General features: G+C 66.9%; 17 protein-coding genes. 9 read left to right on the forward strand and 8 right to left on the reverse strand.

From position 1 onward, the window contains the following. Positions 1 to 84 precede the first annotated feature (84 nt). Entirely contained in the window at positions 85 to 561 is a 477-nt protein-coding gene (locus LJ754_RS00525) for a DUF6176 family protein (RefSeq protein WP_227924915.1), read from the reverse strand. A 200-nt stretch (positions 562 to 761) separates the two neighbouring features. Here LJ754_RS00525 and LJ754_RS00530 point away from each other — a divergent pair, with 200 nt between their 5' ends. From LJ754_RS00530 to LJ754_RS00555, 6 genes are all read left to right on the forward strand, one after another. Then, a complete protein-coding gene (locus LJ754_RS00530; protein WP_227924916.1) occupies positions 762 to 1,331 on the forward strand; it encodes a TetR/AcrR family transcriptional regulator in 570 nt (189 codons plus the stop codon). Between the two features lie 149 nt (positions 1,332 to 1,480). Next, entirely contained in the window at positions 1,481 to 2,266 is a 786-nt protein-coding gene (locus tag LJ754_RS00535) for an ABC transporter ATP-binding protein (protein ID WP_227924917.1), read from the forward strand. Then, positions 2,263 to 2,979: an ABC transporter ATP-binding protein gene (locus LJ754_RS00540; protein ID WP_227913823.1), complete on the forward strand. Its 717-nt coding sequence runs from the start codon at positions 2,263 to 2,265 to the stop codon at positions 2,977 to 2,979. The genes LJ754_RS00535 and LJ754_RS00540 overlap by 4 nt, the downstream gene beginning before the upstream one ends. Next, the gene (locus LJ754_RS00545) at positions 2,979 to 3,857 is read left to right on the forward strand and encodes a branched-chain amino acid ABC transporter permease (protein WP_227913822.1); all 879 of its coding nucleotides are present in this window, start codon (positions 2,979 to 2,981) and stop codon (positions 3,855 to 3,857) included. Before LJ754_RS00540 ends, LJ754_RS00545 begins: the two co-directional genes overlap by 1 nt. Beyond that, positions 3,854 to 4,981, forward strand: a complete 1,128-nt coding sequence (locus LJ754_RS00550; RefSeq protein ID WP_227924918.1) for a branched-chain amino acid ABC transporter permease — start codon at positions 3,854 to 3,856, stop codon at positions 4,979 to 4,981. Before LJ754_RS00545 ends, LJ754_RS00550 begins: the two co-directional genes overlap by 4 nt. Next, positions 4,981 to 6,258, forward strand: coding sequence for an ABC transporter substrate-binding protein (locus tag LJ754_RS00555; RefSeq protein ID WP_227924919.1), 1,278 nt, complete (start codon positions 4,981 to 4,983; stop codon positions 6,256 to 6,258). Before LJ754_RS00550 ends, LJ754_RS00555 begins: the two co-directional genes overlap by 1 nt. Positions 6,259 to 6,363: 105 nt before the next feature. On the opposite strand, the gene LJ754_RS00560 is transcribed toward LJ754_RS00555, so the two are convergent. The 3 genes from LJ754_RS00560 to LJ754_RS00570 form a co-directional block, all read right to left on the reverse strand. Beyond that, positions 6,364 to 6,816, reverse strand: a complete 453-nt coding sequence (locus tag LJ754_RS00560) for a MaoC family dehydratase (protein WP_227924920.1) — start codon at positions 6,814 to 6,816, stop codon at positions 6,364 to 6,366. A gap of 2 nt (positions 6,817 to 6,818) precedes the next feature. After that, positions 6,819 to 7,592, reverse strand: coding sequence for a 3-oxoacyl-ACP reductase FabG (gene fabG / locus LJ754_RS00565; RefSeq protein WP_227924921.1), 774 nt, complete (start codon positions 7,590 to 7,592; stop codon positions 6,819 to 6,821). Positions 7,593 to 7,768: 176 nt separating this feature from the next. Beyond that, on the reverse strand, positions 7,769 to 8,743 hold the full coding sequence (locus LJ754_RS00570) for a helix-turn-helix domain-containing protein (protein ID WP_227924922.1): 975 nt from the start codon (positions 8,741 to 8,743) through the stop codon (positions 7,769 to 7,771). Positions 8,744 to 8,824: 81 nt separating this feature from the next. On the opposite strand from LJ754_RS00570, the gene LJ754_RS00575 reads away from it, so the two are divergent. Continuing rightward, positions 8,825 to 9,028 carry a hypothetical protein gene (locus LJ754_RS00575; RefSeq protein ID WP_227913816.1) on the forward strand — a complete coding sequence of 68 codons (204 nt, stop codon included), beginning with the start codon at positions 8,825 to 8,827 and terminating at the stop codon, positions 9,026 to 9,028. A gap of 69 nt (positions 9,029 to 9,097) precedes the next feature. On the opposite strand, the gene LJ754_RS00580 is transcribed toward LJ754_RS00575, so the two are convergent. After that, on the reverse strand, positions 9,098 to 9,694 hold the full coding sequence (locus LJ754_RS00580; RefSeq protein ID WP_227924923.1) for a DinB family protein: 597 nt from the start codon (positions 9,692 to 9,694) through the stop codon (positions 9,098 to 9,100). A 113-nt stretch (positions 9,695 to 9,807) separates the two neighbouring features. Between LJ754_RS00580 and LJ754_RS00585 the strand changes: the two genes are divergently transcribed. Both LJ754_RS00585 and hrpA read left to right on the forward strand, forming a co-directional pair. After that, the gene (locus LJ754_RS00585; RefSeq protein WP_227924924.1) at positions 9,808 to 10,785 is read left to right on the forward strand and encodes a helix-turn-helix transcriptional regulator; all 978 of its coding nucleotides are present in this window, start codon (positions 9,808 to 9,810) and stop codon (positions 10,783 to 10,785) included. Between the two features lie 34 nt (positions 10,786 to 10,819). Beyond that, positions 10,820 to 14,758, forward strand: a complete 3,939-nt coding sequence (hrpA, locus tag LJ754_RS00590) for an ATP-dependent RNA helicase HrpA (protein WP_227924925.1) — start codon at positions 10,820 to 10,822, stop codon at positions 14,756 to 14,758. A gap of 1,958 nt (positions 14,759 to 16,716) precedes the next feature. Here hrpA and LJ754_RS00600 read toward each other — a convergent pair. The 3 genes from LJ754_RS00600 to LJ754_RS00610 form a co-directional block, all read right to left on the reverse strand. Continuing rightward, positions 16,717 to 17,145, reverse strand: coding sequence for an HIT family protein (locus LJ754_RS00600; protein WP_227925406.1), 429 nt, complete (start codon positions 17,143 to 17,145; stop codon positions 16,717 to 16,719). 93 nt (positions 17,146 to 17,238) lie between these two features. Further along, the gene (locus LJ754_RS00605) at positions 17,239 to 18,105 is read right to left on the reverse strand and encodes a sulfurtransferase (protein WP_227924926.1); all 867 of its coding nucleotides are present in this window, start codon (positions 18,103 to 18,105) and stop codon (positions 17,239 to 17,241) included. Beyond that, positions 18,105 to 18,761: an MBL fold metallo-hydrolase gene (locus LJ754_RS00610; protein ID WP_227913811.1), complete on the reverse strand. Its 657-nt coding sequence runs from the start codon at positions 18,759 to 18,761 to the stop codon at positions 18,105 to 18,107. The genes LJ754_RS00605 and LJ754_RS00610 overlap by 1 nt, the downstream gene beginning before the upstream one ends. Positions 18,762 to 18,825: the final 64 nt, after the last annotated feature.

Here is an 18,825-nt window from a genome sequence, read left to right on the forward strand (position 1 = left end):
GGAAGAACCCCGCAGCTCCATGCTGCGGGGTTCTTTTGCTTTGCACCCCTCTTGCGCCACGTCCCGATCGCACGCCCCGATGCGCTAATCGATGCTTTCTCCCGGCTGCGCATCGGACAGCGGGGTACCCGCCTGCTCGACGGCGGCCCGCACCGCAGGCGGAGCCAGGAAAAAACGCGGCTGCAGCTCTTCCCAGCCCTGATGCTTGGTTTTCTTCCCGAACTCGAGATGCGCCTGGTCCAGCGGGTTGTCTGGAACAAGTCCGGGGCTTGCCTCCCCCATCATTTGGAAGTGGTACATCCACCACGACCCGTCAGCCTCCTGGTTGAGGAACGTCGCCTCAACAGCCATGAGTTCCCGGTCCAAGGTGGCGAGACACTCCTCGTACCGCTCATGGAGCATGGCCATCCAGTCATCGAAGGACGATTCCCGTCCGTCCAGCAGTTTCGCGCGGCTCAGTTCCATCCGCATTCCCGGCGGGACCGACGCCGGCATGGGCCAACCCGGAAAGTCCGGACCGGCAGGCTGAAACGGGATAGGAGCGTAGTTCTGTTCCTGCATGCCGCCACTGTAAGGCCGGCACCAGCGTTTTCCCGAAACCGGAATCATGCGGGCCGCGCAAAACAATTCCGCCAAAAACCTTGCGCTCTGCAGACCTTCCCGGGTTATGGTGTTCGCACATACCAACCGGTCGGTTCTGAGCTCTCCGCCGCCGGACCCCGAATACCCGCGAGAAACCCGGACCTGCCGCAATGAAAACCATGAACATCAAAGAAGAGTTGGCACGGACCTCCGTGGAGCTCTTCGCGCGGCAGGGCTACGCCAAAACCAGCGTCCAGCAGATTGTGGACGCTGCAGGAGTAACCAAGGGGGCGCTGTATCACTACTTCAATTCCAAAGATGACCTGCTCTTCGACATTTACGACCGCATCCTGACCCTGCAGCACGAGCACCTGACCGAGATCATCGGGCGGGGGCTGCCCGCCGCGGAAACCCTGCGGCTGGTGTGCGAGGACCTGATTCGGACCTCCATTGACTGGATCCGGGAGGGGACAGTCTTCTTCCGTTCGCAGCACATGCTGAGCGAAGACCGATTGGAAGAGGTGCAGCGGCGGCGGCGCGAGTTCAACAAGGCCTTCACCCGCATCCTGGTCCGAGGCCAGGAGGATGGAGTGTTCCGCACCGACATCCCCATTCCGGTACTCGCAGCAAACTTTTTCTCAGATCCGCACTACCTCTCCTACTGGTACTCCCCCGGCGGGGCCATTAGCCGCGAGACGGTAGCAGCCCAACTGACCGACCTTTACCTGGCGGGCCTGCAGGCAAAGTAGCCGAAGCCAGCACCACTGCACCACCAGCACCACTGCACCTCCAGCACCTCCAGCACCACCGCACCTCCAGCACCACCGCACCTCCCTCCCTACCGCAACACACGCGCCACCACAGCACGCAAGGTAAGAGCAGAGACGATGGAGTACTCATGCAGGAGCAACATACCGACCGGTCGGAACCGCCGCGTTTGCAGCTCAACGGGATCACCGTCCGGTTCGGCGGCCTGTCCGCCCTGGACTCGGTGTCCCTGGACATTCCGGCCGGCGCGGTCGTGGGGGTGATGGGACCCAACGGTGCCGGCAAAACCACCCTCTTCAATGTCATCTGCGGAGTTTTCCCGCCAACCGGGGGCAGCCTGGCTCTGGACGGCCGGGATTTCCACCCCCGTCCGCACCGGCTTACCCGCCACGGCGTGGCACGCACCCTGCAGGGTTTGGGCCTGTTCCCGGGGCTGACCGTGCTGCAGAACGTGATGGCGGGACTCGCTGCTGAATCCCGCCGCGGAGCGGACCTGCTGGCCCTGCCCGGCGCCGCCCGGCAGGAGGATCAATTCAGGGACCGTGCGCTGGCCGCGCTCGCTGCCCTCGACGTCGCCGGCTATTCCGCAGCACTGCCGGACACCCTGCCCTACGGCATCCGGAAGAAGGTGGCCCTGGCCCGGGCACTGGTGAGCGAACCGCGGCTGCTGCTGCTGGATGAACCCGCCGGCGGGCTGGCCCACGAAGACATCGAGGAACTCGCGTCGCTGATCCGCACCATGCCCGGCAACGGCTGCTCGGTGGTGCTCGTGGAACACCACGTTGACCTGGTGATGGACGTCTGCGACCGGATCGCGGTGCTGGACTTCGGCAGGCTGATCGCAGAAGGAACGCCGGCAGAAATCGGTGCGGACCCTGCTGTCGCCGATGCCTATCTGGGGGTCGACGTCGCATGAGCGGCGGACTGGTCCTGGAGGGCGTGAATGCCGGCTACGGCGCCGTCCGGGTCCTGCACGACGTCGGGCTCACGGTGGAAGAGGGTTCCATCACCGCGGTGGTGGGAGCCAATGGCGCAGGAAAAACCACGCTGCTGCGGACCGTCACCGGCCAGCTGCGGCCGTGGGCCGGAAGCATCCGGCTGGGCGGCAAAGACCTCACCCGCGTCCCGGTGGAGGCCATGGTGCGGCAGGGAGTAGCGCTCGTTCCCGAAGGCCGCGGCGTAATTACCGAACTCACGGTGGATGAGAACCTGCGCCTGGGCGGGCTGTGGCGGCGCGACCGCAAGGCGGCAGCCGCTGTCCTGGCGGAGATGTACACACTGTTCGAGCCCCTGGCCCGCCGCCGGAAAGCCCCCGGGCACCAGCTCTCCGGCGGCGAGCGCCAGATGCTTGCCCTCGGCCGGGCACTGATGGCCGCACCATCGCTGCTGCTGCTGGATGAACCGTCCCTCGGGTTGGCGCCGAAGGTAACCGCCCAGATCCTGGGCATGCTCCGCAGCCTCCGGGACGATACCGGGCTGACCGTACTCCTGATTGAACAGAACGTCCGCAGCGCCCTGGCCGTCGCGGACCACGGCATCATCCTCAACCTGGGCCGAATCGTCGCAGCACGGCCCGCAGCCGAGCTGGCCGCCGACACCGGCCTCCGCCACACCTATCTGGGGTTCTAATGGACAGATTCCTTTTCCTCACCTTCGACGGACTGGCACGGGGTGCTGTCCTGGCGGCCTTTGCCCTCTCCCTGGTCCTCATCTGGCGAGCGGCGCGGATCGTGAACTTTGCCCAGGGCGCCATGGCAGTGGCCGCCACATACATCGCCTTCACCGTCACCGCGCTGACCGGCAACTACTGGGCCGGCCTGGCGGCGGCGCTCGCTGCCGGTTTCCTCATCGGAGCCCTGGTGGAACGCGGCGTCATGCGCTTCGTGGGTAACTCCTCGCCCTTGAACCCGGTCATCGCCGGGCTGGGACTGCTGCTGGTGATCCAGGCGGTCCTGGGCATGGTCTTCGGCAACAGCTACCGGACCATGACAACGCCGTTCAGTTCCAACCCCGTGGAAATCTTCGGCATCACCGCGGTCTCCTCCTACGACCTGTTCGTGTTCGCCTGCATTGCCCTGCTGGTGGGAGCCCTGGTGCTGCTCTTCACCAAAACACCTCTGGGGCTGCGGCTGCGTGCTTCAGCCTTTGCACCGGACCTCGCCCGGCTGCTGGGGGTGCGGACATCCCGGATGCTCACCCTCGGGTGGGCTCTGTCCTCGGCCCTGGGTGCGCTCGCCGCACTGCTGGTAATCCCGACCGAACTGGGATTGAACCCGCACGCGGCCGACACGGTTTTTGTGTACGCCTTCACCGTGGCCGTCATCGGCGGACTGGATTCGCCCGCCGGCGCCGTCATCGGCGGACTGGCCGTGGGTGTCCTGCTCAGCTGGGTAAGCGGCTACCTGGGCGCCACCCTGGCCCCCGTCGCCGTCCTGGTCCTGCTGCTGGCCGTACTGCTTGTCCGGCCCGGCGGCATTTTCGCAATGACCAAGGAGCGAACCGTATGAGCGTCCTTCTGCGTTACTTCGTTGCCGCCGCCGCGGCCGTCTTCCTGATCGGCCTGACGTTCATCATCCCGTCCTTCACCTCCTACCAGCTGGCGACGGCGTGCGCCTACCTGTGCGGGATCGCCGGGCTGACCCTGCTGACCGGAGCCGGCGGGCAGCTCTCCCTCGGCCAGGCGGCCCTGATGGCCGCCGGTGCCTACACTTACGCGCTGACCGCCAATGCGCTGGACGACGCCGGGGTGGAGGGTCCGCTGCTGCTCGTCGTGCCGCTGGTCGCGGCCGTGGCCGGTGCAGGTGTCCTGGGCCTGGTGATCGGCTTGGCCGCCGGGCGGCTGCACGGGCCCTATCTGGCCGGTTTCACCATGGCCCTGGTGGTCGCGCTGCCCGCCGTAACCAGCACGTTTTCCTCCGTGCTGGGCGGAGACCAGGGACTGTGGGTCACGGTTCAGAAGCGTCCGGCAGCCCTGCGCGGGACCGTGTCCACGGAGGCCTGGCAGGCCTGGCTCGCCGTCGTCTGCGCCGTGGCGGTCATGGCGGTGCTGGCCAACCTGCTCCGCGGGCGCTTCGGCCGTGAACTGCGTGCCGTGCGGGACAACCCCGTGGCAGCTGCGCTGGCCGGGATCAACCCGGCCCGCACCAAGGTGGCTGCCTTTGTGATCAGCTCGGGTGCGGCGGGCATGGGCGGCGGCCTGCTGGCCTACACCACGCAAAGCGCCAGCCCCGGAGCCTACTCGCTGGTGTTCTCACTGTTCCTGTTGATGGCCGCCGTTGTCGGCGGCATCGGCTCGCTCACCGGAGCGGTCTGGGGTGCGGTGCTCCTGGTGGCCCTGCCCCACCTGATCGGCACGGCCACCTCCCGGTTGGCACTGCCCACGGACCTGGCCCAGCGCCTGGACGGCAATCTCTCCGTAGCCATCTTCGGGCTCGTCCTGGTCCTGGTGGTGCTGCTCGCTCCGCAGGGCATCCAGGGCCTGCTTGTGAAGCTTTGGCACCGGACCGGTTTCAAACGTTCCGCATCCCCCGCCCGGTCCGCGGCGCCTGCGTCCGCCCAGCGTCCGGCCTCCCCGACTCTTCCGATCCGGCACCAGCCGGCGGAGCAACCCGCAACCCAGAAAGGTCAATGATGACTCGTTCCCCGCTCCGCATAGGTGCCGCCGTCCTGGCAGCAGCAGCCCTTGGTCTATCCTCATGCGCTTCGCCTGAGGAAGGCTCCGACCCGGCTGCCGAAGACGTTCCCGGCATCACGGACACCACCGTCACGGTGGGCACCCATCAGCCGCTGACCGGCCCCGCGGCTGCCGGCTATTCCACCATCTCCCCGGCCACCCAGGCCTACTTCGACTATGTGAACGACAACGGCGGCGTCAACGGCCGGACCATCGAATACATCGTGAAAGATGACGGCTACAACCCGGCCAACACGCAGTCCGCCGTGCGGGAAATGGTGCTCCAGGACGAGGTGTTTGCCCTGGTGGGCGGACTGGGCACGCCGCCGCACAGCGCCGTCCTGGACTTCGTCAACGACAACGAGGTGCCGGACCTCTTTGTCGCTTCCGGTTCCCCCACCTGGGACCAGCCCGACGAGTACCCCTACACCTACGGCTTCATGGTGGATTACCCCACCGAGTCCCGGATCCTGGCCACCTATGCCCAGGAGGAGTTCCCGGACAAGACCTATTGCTTCTTCGGCCAGGACGATGACTTCGGCGACGAGTTCAAAGCCGGCCTGGAAGCGGTGCTGGGTTCCGACGGGCTGGCCGATGCCCAGGTCTATTCCACGGCCAATACCGACATTGCCGCCCAGATCAGCGCCATGAAGGAAGCAGGCTGCGAGGTGAATTTCATGGCCACGATCAACGGCTTCAGCGCCCAGGCCGTGGGAACTGCTGCCAAGCTGGGCTACTTCCCGCAGTGGATGGCCTCCTCTGCCGGAGGAGACTACAACACCCTGTCCGGCTATCTGGGTGAAAACACGAACAAGCTGCTGCAGGGGTTCGTCAGCGCCAACTACCTTCCCGCCTATTCGGAAACCGAGGATGACTGGATCAAGAAGTTCCGGGAAATCAACGAGGAGTACAACGCCGGCGCCGCCTTCGACGGGAACACCGTCTTCGGAATGTCCATCGGTTACCTGTTCGTGGAAGCACTGAAGGAGGCCGGAGAGAATCCCACCCGCGAATCCCTGCTTGAGGCACTGGAATCCGGCAATGTCACCGGCAACGGCCTGGTGCCCCTGGGCTTCAGCGGGGACAGCCACCGCGGCTACACCGGAGCCATGCTGACCCGGGTGGATAACGGGGTGCAGTCCTACTTCGGCGCCGCGTACACGGTCGACGGCGACGACGTCCAGGAATACACCGGGGAACGCAGCGCTATGCCCGCCAACGGGCTGCCGGACTAGGCCCGCCGGGCATCCCGCCTAAACCCGAAACAAAGGAGGGCCCGTTCGCAAACGGGCCCTCCTTTGTGGTTACTCCAGCACGCTTTCTTACTCCAGCACGCTTTCTTACTCGAGCACGTAGAGCGAGATCGACTCGGCCACTGCGGCCGGCTTGTCCACGCCCTCAATCTCCACGGTCACCAGCAGTTTCACCCGCACGCCACGGTCCACCTGCTCCACCGAGGCAATTTCGGAGCGTGCCCGCACCCGGCTGCCCACCGGCACCGGGTGCGGGAAACGGACCCTGTCCAGGCCGTAGTTCACGCCCATCACCATGCCGTCCACCCGGAACCGGCCGGAGGCGAGCGCCGGCAGCAGGGCCAGGCTGAGGTAGCCGTGGGCAATGGTGCTGCCGAAGGGGCCATCGGCGGCTCGCTCGGGATCCACATGGATCCACTGGTGGTCATCCGTGGCATCGGCAAACATATTGATGCGTTCCTGGTCGATGGTGATCCAGTCGCTGGTTTCCACGTGTCCCTCTGCAGCGGACAGCTCCGCAACGGATCCGAAGTGTGCCACCGCTAGTCCTTGGGTCCGCCGGCGACGTACAGCACCTGGCCGGAGACGAAGGAGGATTCCGCACGGGCGAAGAACGACGCGGCAGCAGCTATGTCCTCCGGGGTACCTGCCCGGCCCACCGGTATCTCCTTGGCGGCGTGCGCCATGAAGTCCTCGAACGGCACCCCCACGCGCTCCGCCGTCGCCCTGGTCATGTCGGTTTCGATGAATCCGGGGGCAATCGCGTTCACGGTGACGCCGTAGCGGCCGAGCTCGATGGCCAGCGTCTTGGTGAAGCCCTGGATGCCGGCTTTGGCGGCGGCATAGTTGGCCTGGCCCCGGTTGCCGAGGGCGGAGGTGGAGGAGAGGTTGATGATCCGTCCCCACTCCTCCGTCACCTGGTGGGCCTGCACCGCCCGGCTCATCAGGAATGCGCCGCGCAGGTGCACCCCCATAACGGCGTCCCAGTCCGTCTCGCTCATCTTGAACAGCAGGTTGTCGCGCAGGATGCCGGCGTTGTTCACCAGGATGGTGGGAGGGCCCAGTTCCGCGGCGATCCGGGCCACGGCCTGTTCGACGGCGGCGGCATCGGACACGTCCGCGCCGATGCCGAGGGCTTCTCCCCCGGCGTGGCGGATGGCTTCGACGGTCCGCGCGGTGTCTTCCTCCCGGAGGTCGATGACCGCTACGGCATGGCCGTCCGCGGCCAGCCGGGCGGCAACGGCTGCGCCGATTCCCCGGCCGGCACCGGTAACTACGGCTACACGTCGGGTGGAGCTTACTGGTGTTTCAGACATGGCTCTCCTTGGTTGCCGTCCGTGCCTCAGTGCGCGGACCGGCGTGGCGGGTATGGCAATGGGTGTGGCAATGTGGGGCCGACAATACCGACCAGCCGGTATGCAACGCAATGGTGGTCCGCAGCCTGGCGGCGCCGCGCCGCGGCGGATGGAGCTGCGCTGCGCAATGGCAGGCCTTACCCGGCCGCCGCAGCACTCCGGCCCCGGAAGGTCCGGCGGTAGGCTGCGGGGCTGACGCCCAGTCCGCGGCGGAAATGGTGGCGCAGCAGCTCGGCCTGTCCAAAACCGGTGGCCCTGGCCACTTCATCAATGCCCAGGTCTGTATCCTCCAGCAGTTCCTGGGCCCGCAGCACCCGCTGGCGGGTGAGCCAGGCGGCCGGCGTGGAACCGGTCTCGGCCTTGAACCGGCGTGCAAAAGTCCGCTCGGACATGCTGGCCCGGGCTGCCAGGTCCTTCACTGTGTGCTCCTGGCCCAGGTTTTCTCCCATCCAGACCAGCATCTCTTCGAGTGTCTCGCAGGCCGCGGCCGGAACCTGCCGGGCGATGAACTGGACCTGGCCGCCGTCGCGGTGCGGCGGGACCACCATGTCCCGCGCGATGGCGGCGGCGACGCCTGCCCCCAGCTCTCCCCGCACCAGGTGCAGGGCGGCGTCGATGGCCGCCGCGGTCCCGGCACTGGTGAGGATGTTTCCGTCCTGGACGTAGAGCACGTCCTCATCCACCTCACACTGCGGAAACCGTTCCGCGAGTTCACGCGAGTACATCCAGTGCGTGGTGGCCCTGCGGCCGTCCAGGAGCCCGGCTTCGGCCAGCACGAAGGCGGCGGAGCAAACGCTCATCACCCATGCACCGCGCTCATGGGCAGCCCGGAGCGCCGCTGTCACGGATTCCGGCACACGGTTTCCGGTCCCCTCGGAGGGTGCCATCACCACCAGGTCCGCCCGGTCCGCGGCTTCCAAGCCGTGCTCAACGTTCATGCTGAATCCGGCCTTGGTGCGGACCGGTCCCGGCTCCGGCGTGCACACGGTGAAGTCAAAGGCGGGCACACCTCCGGGCCGCTCCGTCCGGTCGATGCCGAAGACCTCGGCCAGCACCCCGAGCTCGAACACCGCCAGTCCGTCCAGCACGATCACCGCCACCGTTTTCAGCATGCGGCCAGTATGGCAGTTTCTTCACGCTAATGGTCCTTTCTGCCACTTATTTTTCCGGGAGGACCGCCGCAGTCTGGGGGTATGGAATTTTTGTCAGCATTGGTCATTGTGTTCCTCCTGGCGGCGGGATTTGCCGCGCTCCTCACTGCGACAGTCCGTGCCGTGCGCACCGACGGAACCGGGCACCTTCCCCCGCTCACCACGGAGGGCAGCGATGATGTGCCGCCGGCGTCCGGCTTCGATGCCGTGCGCGGCTACCAGCAGCTGTACGGTCATCGGCACTAGGGTGCCGCAGCAGCGGCGCCGGGTAGCCGCCGCACCCGAGGCATGTCCGGGAGCAGCCGATTCGGTTGGTCAGCGCAGGCCGTTGGCGTACAGGTCCCGCAGCAGCGCAATCTCGGCCAGGTGGTGGATCATCTCCCGGTTGATGTGCAGCACCAGCGCGGACATCGGCTCCTGCGCCCAGCGGCCCTCCGCCTCACCGGCCGGAGCGGCCAGCTCCCCGGGGCTGAGCGCCGACACCGCGGTAATCCAGGCTGCGTAGTACCCGTCCAGCAGTTCGAGGGCCTCCTGAGCGGTACCGGGATAGTCGAAGTCCTCATAGCTCACCGGCCGGCCGCCGAAATGGGCGGCGTTCCGCATGCCCAGGACAGCGACGAGCAGATGCGCCACCCGCCAGGCGATGGTGGTGACCGGCGCCGGCTCCGGCTCGGGAAAGGCAAAGTCGATGGTGAAGTCTCCGCTCCCGCCCTGCACCGGAGCCATGCTGGTACCGCGCGGGCGCACGTTCCAGCATCCGGGCACCGGTTCCCAGAAGTACTCGGCGTCAGTGAGGCCGGCAAGCCGGGGGCGGGCCTGGTTCTCCCAGTGCCACGCGAGCTGCCCGGCCAGCTCGGCCGCCGGCACGCGTTGCTGTTCCACTCGGTTCTCCTGCTGCTGGTCCTGCGTCATGGCTGCGCCTTTCCTTGGGGATTCGTGTGATTGGGGAATTCGTACGGAAGTTTTCCCAGCCTAGAAACAGATCAGGACAGCTTTTGACCTGAATTCGGCGTAGCTTGATTTCCATGTTGGAAACCTCAGCACGGCTGCTGCAACTGCTGTCCCTGCTGCAGCTGCGCCGCGAATGGACCGGGTCCGCCCTGGCGGAGAGGCTGTCCATCACCGAACGCACCGTGCGCAGGGACATCGGCAAGCTGCGCACGCTGGGCTATCCCATTTCGGCATCCCCGGGTATCGCCGGCGGCTACCAGCTGGGAGCCGGCGCACAGCTGCCCCCGCTGCTGCTCGACGACGACGAAGCGCTCGCCGTCGCCCTCGGGCTGACGGCGGTGGCCACCGGACCCGTGACCGGCATCGGCGAAGCCTCCGTTCGGGCACTGGCGAAGCTGGAGCATGTGCTGCCCGGCCGCCTGCGGCCCAAGTTCTCCGCGCTGCGCCAATCGGTCTCCACCCTGTCCGGGCCGCCCGGCGGGGTGGACCCCGGCATCCTTACCGCTTTTTCCGCCGGGATCACCGAGCACCGGGTTGTTTCCTTCCGGTACACCGGCGCCGACGGCGGATCCGCCCGCCGCATGGTGGAGCCCTACCGGCTGGTCAGCACCGGGCGGCGCTGGTATGCCGTGGCCTGGGACCTGGAGCGCTGCGACTGGCGGACCTTCCGGGTGGACCGCTGCGACAGCACACCGGCCCAGCGGGAACGCTTTACGCCCCGTCCACTGCCGGCCCGGGACCTTGCCGCCTACGTGCAGGAATCCATTACCCGCAACCCGTACCGCTACACCGTGGTGGTGCGCCTGGCCGCACCGCTGGCCATGGTCGCCGAACGCGTGCCGCCGGATGTCGCCAACCTCAGCGCGGACGGGCCGGGGCACACCATCCTGCGCGGCGGCTGGGATTCACTGGACCTGCCGTTGATCAACCTCACGGCCTGGGGTGTGCCTTTCGAGATCCTCGAGCCGCCCGAGATGCGCGAGCGTGCCCGCCGCGCCGTCACCCTGCTGCAGCACGCCGTCGAAATCCCGCCCACGGCGGAATCTCCCTAAGCGGCCCGAGCCAAGCCACTAGACTGGTGGCAACATGGCACTGACAATTTCCTATCCCGCCCAGCTGCCCGTTTCGGAGCGCCGCGAAGACATCATGGCTGCCATCGCGGCCAACCAAGTCACCGTTATTGCCGGTGAAACCGGGTCCGGTAAAACCACCCAGATCCCCAAGATGTGCCTGGAACTGGGGCTGGCGGAAAAGGGCCTGATCGGCCACACCCAGCCGCGCCGCCTTGCCGCGCGAACCGTGGCCGAGCGCATCGCGTCCGAGCTCGACGTCGAAATCGGCGACGAAGTGGGCTTCCAGGTCCGGTTTACCGGCGAGACCAGCCGCAAGACCAAGGTCAAGCTGATGACCGACGGTATCCTGCTGGCCGAAATCCAGCATGATCCGAAGCTGAAGAAGTACAGCACCATCATCATTGACGAGGCGCACGAGCGCAGCCTCAACATCGACTTCATCCTCGGCTACCTGCGCCGGCTGCTGCCCGAACGCCCGGACCTGAAGGTGATCATCACCTCGGCCACCATTGATCCGCAGCGCTTCGCGGAGCACTTCGCCCTGGACGGCAAGCCGGCGCCCATCATCGAAGTGTCGGGCCGCACCTTCCCGGTGGAAATCCGCTACCGTCCGCTGAACCAGCCCGCGGACGGCGGCAGCGACGACGACGGCCCCGAAGACGAACTCGAAGAGGACCGCGACCCGGTGGACGCGGTGTGCGACGCAGTGGACGAACTTTCCCGCGAAGCGCCCGGCGACGTCCTCGTGTTCTTCTCCGGCGAGCGCGAAATCCGCGACGCCGCCGACGCCCTGCGTTCCTCGGTGGCACGCAACCCCCGGCTGGCGAACACCGAGATCCTGCCGCTGTACGCCCGCCTCTCCCTGGCCGAGCAGCACAAGGTCTTCTCCCCCGGCCGCAACCGCCGGATCGTGCTGGCCACCAACGTCGCCGAGACGTCCCTGACCGTGCCGGGCATCAAATACGTGGTGGACACCGGCACCGCCCGCATTTCGCGCTACTCGCACCGCACCAAGGTCCAGCGGCTGCCCATCGAACGCATCTCCCAGGCCTCGGCGAACCAGCGCTCCGGGCGCTGTGGCCGTGTTTCGGACGGCATCGCCATCCGCCTGTACTCGCAGGAGGACTTCGAGTCCCGGCCCGAGTTCACCGATCCGGAAATCCTGCGCACCAACCTCGCCGCCGTCATCCTGCAGATGGCCGCCATGGGCGTGGCCAAGGGCCCCAAGGATGTATCCGACTTCCCGTTCGTCCAGCCGCCGGATTCCAAGGCGGTCAACGACGGCGCGGTGCTGCTGCGCGAACTCGGTGCCCTGCATCCCAAGGGCGGCATCACCCCGGTGGGCCGCAAGCTCTCCCAGCTGCCGGTGGATCCGCGGCTGGGCCGGATGATCGTTGAAGCGGGCCAGCGCGGCTGCGCCAAGGAGCTCATGGTCCTGACCGCCGCCCTGACCATCCAGGATCCGCGCGAGCGGCCCTCCAAGGACGATCCGGCCCGCGCGCAGAAGGCCGCGGAAATGCACAAGCGGTTCGTGGACGAGAAGTCGGACTTCACCGGCTACCTGAACCTGTGGCGCTACGTCCAGGAAAAGCAGAAGGAGCTGTCCTCCTCCGCCTTCCGGCGGCTGTGCAAGAACGAGTTCCTGAACTTCCTGCGCATCCGCGAATGGCAGGACCTGTTTGCGCAGCTGCGCCAGCTGGCCAAGCCGCTGGGCATCACCCTGTCCCCGGACCCGGTGGACCCGGTGGGCCGGCATAAGGAAATCCATATGTCGCTGCTGGCCGGGCTGCTCAGCCACATCGGCCTCTATGACCAGCGCAAGCGCGAATACGCCGGCGCCCGGGGTACCCGCTTCGCGGTGTTCCCCGGTTCGGCCCTGTTCAAGAAGTCCCCGGACTGGGTGATGGCGGCCGAACTGGTGGAGACCTCCCGGCTGTGGGCGCGGGTGGCGGCGTCGTTTGATCCGCTCTGGGCCGAGGAAGTGGCGCCGCACCTGGTCAAGCGCACCTACAGCGAGCCGCACTGGTCCAAGAGCCGCGGCGCGGTAATGGCCTATGAGAAGGTCACCCTGTACGGCGTTCCCGTGGTGCCCCAGCGAAGCATCAACTACGGCCGGATCGATCCGGTGCTCTCCCGCGAGATGTTCATCCGCCACGCCCTGGTGGAGGGCGACTGGCGCACGCACCACAAGTTCTTCCACCGCAACCAGGCCTTGCTGGCCGAAGTGGAGGAACTGGAGAACCGGGTCCGCCGCCGCGGCCTGCGCGTGGATGACGAGACCCTCTTCGAGTTCTACGACGAGCGCGTGGGCGCCGACGTCGTCTCCGAGCGGCACTTCGACAAGTGGTGGAAGTCCGCCCGGCACGAGAACCCCGCCCTGCTGGACTTTGACCCGGATGCCCTGCGCACCGACAACGCCGAGGGGCTGGACGAGAACGACTTCCCCAAGTCCTTCTTCTACGGTTCCTTCGAGCTGCCGCTGACCTACGAGTTCACGCCCGGCGTGCCCGGCGCCAACGACGGTGTCACGGTGGAAGTGCCGGTCCTGTTCCTGAACCAGCTCACGCCCGGACCCTTCGCGTGGCAGATCCCGGGGCTGCGCGCCGAACTCATCACCGCCCTGATCAAGTCCCTGCCCAAGGCGGTGCGGAAGAACTTCGTTCCTGCGCCCGACGTCGCCCGCTCGGCTGCCGCTGCGCTGGCCGCGGACTTCGACCCTGCCTCCGATGAGCTGGAGCCGTCCCTGGAACTGGTGCTGCGCCGGCTCAAGGGCTCCATCATTCCGCCCGGTTCCTGGAACTGGGACGCGGTGCCGGCGCACCTGCGGATGACCTTCACCGTGGTGGATTCCGCCGGTCGGGTGCTGGACGAAGGCAAGGACCTTGCGGCACTGCAGGAGGCCCTGGCCCCGGCCACCCGGCGCGCCATTGCCGAGTCACTGGGCGCCACGCCGTCGACCGTTCAGCCGCGCGGACCCAAGGGCGCCAAGGGTTCCAAGGGTTCCAACGGGTCCAACGGGTCCAACGGGTCCAACGGCAAGGCCCCAGCTACTGCGAACGGCAGCGGTTCCTCCTCCTCCGTGGCGGAGCGGACCGGACTGACCGAGTGGAGCATCGGCACCCTGGAGAAGCAGGTCCAGCGGCTGGTGGCCGGCCACACCGTGACCGGTTATCCGGCGCTGGTGGATGAAGGCAGCACGGCCGGCGTGCGGATCTTCCAGAGCCCGGGTGAACAGCGCACGGCAATGCGCGCCGGAGTCATCCGGCTGCTGGTGCTGCGGGTACCCAGCCCGGCTAAATACGTACTGGAGCACCTGAGCAACACCGAGAAGCTGACCTTCAGCCAAAATCCGCACGGCAGTGTGGCTGCGCTGATCGAGGACTGCACGCTGGCCGCAGTGGACAAGCTCACCCCGGAGGTGCTGCCCTGGACCCGCGCGGAATTCGATGCACTTTATGAAACCGTTCGGGCTGAACTGATCGACACCGTCTTCACCGTCACCGCCATTGTGGAGAAGATCCTCGCCAGCACCAGGCGGATCACGAAGGCGCTCAAGGGCACCACTTCGCTGTCCCTGATCAGCGCCCTGAACGACATCCGGGCACAGCTGGACGCCCTGGTGTATCCGGGGTTCGTGGCCCGAACGGGCTACGCCCAGCTGATGCACCTGCCCCGCTACCTGGCCGGCATTGAGCGGCGTTTGGAGAAGCTGCCCGGCAACGTGCAGCGCGACGGGCTGTCCATGGCAGTGGTCCAGCGTCTGGAGGATGAGTACGACGACGCCGTGGCGGCGCTGGCGCCCGGCCGCGGCACTCCCCCGGAACTTGCCGAGGTGCGCTGGATGATCGAGGAACTGCGGATCAGCTTCTTTGCCCAGGAACTGGGCACGGCCCGGACCGTTTCGGAGAAACGGATCCGGACCGCACTGAACTCGGCGCTGGCTCCGGCCTGAGGCACCCGCCCGGCCGATTCACCGGCCGGGTGCCCCAACGGAGCCAGTTGCGTCGTGCTAGCTCTCCCTGCGTCGTGCTGACAGCAGCAACACCGACCCGGCGGCTAGGACAAGTAACGCGGTTCCCGTGACCCACATGCCTTCTGCACCGGTAGAGGCAAGTCCGGATTCAGGAACGCGCTGGGCAGGATTTGCCTGGATACGCACCCCTGAACCGGGAGTCGCAGCACCCTGGCCTGTGGTGGTGGGCGTGACTCTTGGCGGTATGCCATTGCCGGCGCCGGCGGGCGGAGCCAGAGGTGCAGTGACCGGCAACTCCGGCAGCGTGGTGTCGCCAGGCAGACCGGGTGTACCCGCTGACGGGCTACCGGAAGGCTGATCCGATGCCGGACCCGACGGGGCATCCGACGGGGCGTCCGACGGAGTGCCGGTCGGCGAGGCCGTAGGAGTGCCGGTCGGCGAGGCCGTCGGGTGCGACGTGGGAGTACCCGTCGGCGAGGCCGTCGGGTGCGACGTGGGAGTACCCGTCGGCGAGGCCGTCGGGTGCGACGTGGGAGTACCCGTCGGCGAGGCCGTCGGTTCATCCGGGGTATCTGACGGCGGCAGCGCCGGGCAAACCTGGGGCGGGTCTGTGGGCTCTCCCGTAGGCGGATCAGTAGGACTGTCCGTCGGCGGAACCGTCGGCTCATCGGTAGGCGGCCCAGTCGGACCATCCGTCGGCGGAACCGTCGGACCATCCGTCGGCGGAACCGTCGGACCATCCGTCGGCGGCCCAGTCGGACCATCCGTCGGCGGCCCAGTCGGACCATCCGTCGGCGGCCCAGTCGGCTCATCCGCCGGCGGCCCAGTCGGACCATCCGCCGGCGGCCCAGTCGGACCATCCGTCGGCGGCCCAGTCGGACCATCCGTCGGCGGCCCAGTCGGACCATCCGTCGGCGGCCCAGTCGGCTCATCCGTCGGCGGAACCGTCGGACCATCCGTCGGCGGCCCAGTCGGACCATCCGTCGGCGGCCCAGTCGGCTCATCCGTCGGCGGCCCAGTCGGCTCATCCGTCGGCGGCCCAGTCGGACCATCCGTCGGCGGCCCAGTCGGACCATCCGTCGGCGGCCCAGTCGGCTCATCCGTCGGCGGAACCGTCGGACCATCCGTCGGCGGAACCGTCGGTTCAACCGTAGGCGGAACCGTCGGACCATCCGTCGGCGGAACCGTCGGTTCAACCGTAGGCTCACAGTCCGGGATTACCCATATGTTATTGAGGCTTTCGTTCCAGACATCCAGGAGGTCAACGGCCGGGAAATTCGGGTAAGTGATTGTCTGCGGCCAGGTAAAGGGGGCGACATGCTGAATGTTGTACTCCGCAAGCGCCCAATCCTGCCCGCAGATCCCAGGGGGTAGTAAGTCCCATACGCCCGAAAACGTCCCATAGCCCGGTTGCGAGTCCAAGAGGGTTTGCGGGCCTGAATTACCCCAGTCCGCAATACCGTCCGGATCGACTTTCCGATAGATGTAAAGCCCGCGTTCAATAGTCTGGTCATAATCTGGGTCAACCAGCTGCAGTTCAGGGACCACCACGGTTTCGCCGGGGTCTGCGACGGCCGGTCCACCCATCGCAATGAACCAGCCGGCCATGACGGCAATACCGGTCACCAAGGCTGTTCTGTATCCCCGGCGCCGCTTGTTGCGCATTCCGTTCGTTGTCCTGAGTTCTTCGTTTTCGAGGTTCCGCATTGTCCTTCTCACTCATCCGATAAACGCCAGCAGGCGCCATCTTTGATGAGTGATTACAGACTGACCACAGTAATTAAATACCTGAATTCAATACCTGTTCCGGTAAAACAGTGATTCCGTTAATTGTGATACAGGGACCGGATTCAAGAGTCTGAAACCGAAAACGGTCCGGTTCGTTTCGGAGAAACGAACCGGACCGTGCCGGAGGCTGCATTTGGACCGGTGCCAGGTTAGGCCTCGGGAACGAACTCCCCGTAGCCTGCGTCCCGGAGTCCCTGGCGCAGCTTCTGGGCGTTGGCCTCCATTCGCTCCGGATCCGGGTTGGACTCGGTCCGGCTGAAGTCAAAGTCCTCCATCGAGTTGGCTGGCCAGACGTGCAGGTGCAGGTGGTCCACCTCGAATCCGGCAACGGTCAGGCCGGCCCGCTCCGAACCGAACACCTCCACCTGCGCAGCGCCGATGGCCCGGGCCACGGTGATGAGCTTCTGCATCAGCTCCGCCGGTGCGTCCGTCCACTTATTGATCTCCTGCCGGGGAACCACCAGCACGTGGCCGTCGCTGAGCGGACCGATGCTCAGGAACGCCACCACCTCGTCGTCCTTCCAGACGAAACGGCCGGGAATCTCCCCATTGATGATTCGCGTGAACAGGGTGGGCATGGGTTCTCCTTCAGGGTGCTCCGTGCGGTCGACGGCGGGCAGGGGTGCCCGGAACGGCGGCGGGACGGGTCGGCCGGTAAACATGATTCGACGCTACCCCTTTTCGTGCGGCTCTTCAGCACGGTCGGGTTCGGATCCGGTAGCCACCGGCGCGCCGGGAGTGTTGGACCACTGCGACCAGGATCCCGGATACAGCGCCGCGGGGATCCCTGCCTGTGCCAGGGCGGCGACTTCGTGGGAGGCGAAGATGCCGGAGCCGCAGTAAGCCGTCACCGGCGCCTCGGGACGTACGCCCAGTGCCTCGAACGCGCTGCGCAGTTCAGCCGGGCTGCGGAAGGTGCCGTCCGGTGCCAGGTTGTCGGTGGAAGGACGGTTCACAGCGCCGGGAATGTGCCCGGCGCGGGGATCCACCGGTTCGGTATCGCCCCGGTAGCGTTCCGGCGCCCGCGCGTCGATCAGGGTCCCGGCCGCGGCCAGGCCTTCCACGTCCTCCAGGCCGGCCACGGGCATGTTCCCCCAGGACAACTCCGCAGTTCCCTTCTGCACGGTGACCGGACCGGTCTCCAGCGGCAGGCCGGCGGCCCGCCCGGCCCCCAGCCCGCCGTCGAGCAGGCGTACGTCCTCCCACCCCGCGTGCCGCAGCAGCCACCAGGCGCGGGCGGCCGCCGTGCCGGCGGCGTCGTCATAGGCCACCACCGTGTCGCCGGGATTCAGACCCCAGCTGCGCGCGGCGTCGGCGAACGACGCCGGATCCGGCAGCGGGTGCCGGCCCTCTGCAGGGACCGCCGGTGCGGACAGTTCGGTATCCATGTCCACATAGACCGCTCCCGGCAGGTGTTCCTGCAGGTACTTTTCCCGCCCGTCGCTGGCGCCCAGCACCCACCGCACGTCCAGCAGCACCGGCGGGCGGTCCGATTCCAGTGCCTGTGCCAGATCCGGTACGGAAATCAGGACATCCACTACAGCTCCACGCTTTCACCGGCGGACAGGTGCCGGTACTCGGTCCCGTAGGTCTTGCCGAACCGGGTGACGTGGCCTTCAACCATGCCCAGCCCGGTCTCATTCAGCAGTGCGTCGTGAATGGGATACGCCCGCTCGGCACCGGTGGCGATGACGAAATCGAGTACCTCACCCAGCTTGGACCAGGGCGCGTGGACGGGCACCAGCACGGTGCGGGGGCGCAGGCCGTTCGGGACCACTAAGGAGTCTCCGGGGTGGTAGACCCTGCCTTCGACGAGGTAGCCGATGTTGGCCACCATGGGGATCAGCGGATGGATCAGGGCATGCTGGCCGCCGAAGGTCTGGATGCCGAAACCGGCAATGGTGAACGCCGTGTTGGGCTGCACCTCATGGATCCGGGCGGCGAGGTCAGGTGCGTCGGCACGCAGCAGGTCGGCCAGGGACTGGGGGGCGAAAAGCTCCAAGCCGGGCTGCTGCTGCATTTGCGCGAACACCCGAGTGCGGTCCAGATGGTCCGCGTGCTCATGGGTAACCAGGATGGCGTGGGCGCCGTCCAGCGCCTCGTCAACCTCGGAAAACGTGCCGGGGTCCAGCACCAGGACGTTGCCGCCTTGTTCGAAACGGACACAGGAGTGCGTGTACTTCGTCATTTTCATAGCGCCACCCTACTCCGGCGGGATGCGGGCGGGCAGGACGCTGCCGCAGGCCGGCTGATAATCT

Origin of the sequence: Arthrobacter sp. zg-Y40 (assembly GCF_020731535.1) — a bacterium.
Taxonomy (GTDB): domain Bacteria; phylum Actinomycetota; class Actinomycetes; order Actinomycetales; family Micrococcaceae; genus Arthrobacter_B.

Bases quoted from the DNA above. Each gene is read 5' to 3' on its own strand.
- LJ754_RS00540 (WP_227913823.1), top strand. From the start codon at position 2,263: ATGAGCGGCGGACTGGTCCTGGAGGGCGTGAATGCCGGCTACGGCGCC.
- LJ754_RS00535 (WP_227924917.1), top strand. From the start codon at position 1,481: ATGCAGGAGCAACATACCGACCGGTCGGAACCGCCGCGTTTGCAGCTC.
- LJ754_RS00585 (WP_227924924.1), top strand. From the start codon at position 9,808: ATGTTGGAAACCTCAGCACGGCTGCTGCAACTGCTGTCCCTGCTGCAG.
- LJ754_RS00575 (WP_227913816.1), top strand. From the start codon at position 8,825: ATGGAATTTTTGTCAGCATTGGTCATTGTGTTCCTCCTGGCGGCGGGA.
- LJ754_RS00580 (WP_227924923.1), bottom strand. From the start codon at position 9,694: ATGACGCAGGACCAGCAGCAGGAGAACCGAGTGGAACAGCAACGCGTG.
- LJ754_RS00545 (WP_227913822.1), top strand. From the start codon at position 2,979: ATGGACAGATTCCTTTTCCTCACCTTCGACGGACTGGCACGGGGTGCT.
- fabG (WP_227924921.1), bottom strand. From the start codon at position 7,592: ATGTCTGAAACACCAGTAAGCTCCACCCGACGTGTAGCCGTAGTTACC.
- LJ754_RS00600 (WP_227925406.1), bottom strand. From the start codon at position 17,145: ATGCCCACCCTGTTCACGCGAATCATCAATGGGGAGATTCCCGGCCGT.
- LJ754_RS00525 (WP_227924915.1), bottom strand. From the start codon at position 561: ATGCAGGAACAGAACTACGCTCCTATCCCGTTTCAGCCTGCCGGTCCG.
- LJ754_RS00570 (WP_227924922.1), bottom strand. From the start codon at position 8,743: ATGCTGAAAACGGTGGCGGTGATCGTGCTGGACGGACTGGCGGTGTTC.
- LJ754_RS00550 (WP_227924918.1), top strand. From the start codon at position 3,854: ATGAGCGTCCTTCTGCGTTACTTCGTTGCCGCCGCCGCGGCCGTCTTC.
- LJ754_RS00555 (WP_227924919.1), top strand. From the start codon at position 4,981: ATGACTCGTTCCCCGCTCCGCATAGGTGCCGCCGTCCTGGCAGCAGCA.
- LJ754_RS00530 (WP_227924916.1), top strand. From the start codon at position 762: ATGAACATCAAAGAAGAGTTGGCACGGACCTCCGTGGAGCTCTTCGCG.
- hrpA (WP_227924925.1), top strand. From the start codon at position 10,820: ATGGCACTGACAATTTCCTATCCCGCCCAGCTGCCCGTTTCGGAGCGC.
- LJ754_RS00610 (WP_227913811.1), bottom strand. From the start codon at position 18,761: ATGAAAATGACGAAGTACACGCACTCCTGTGTCCGTTTCGAACAAGGC.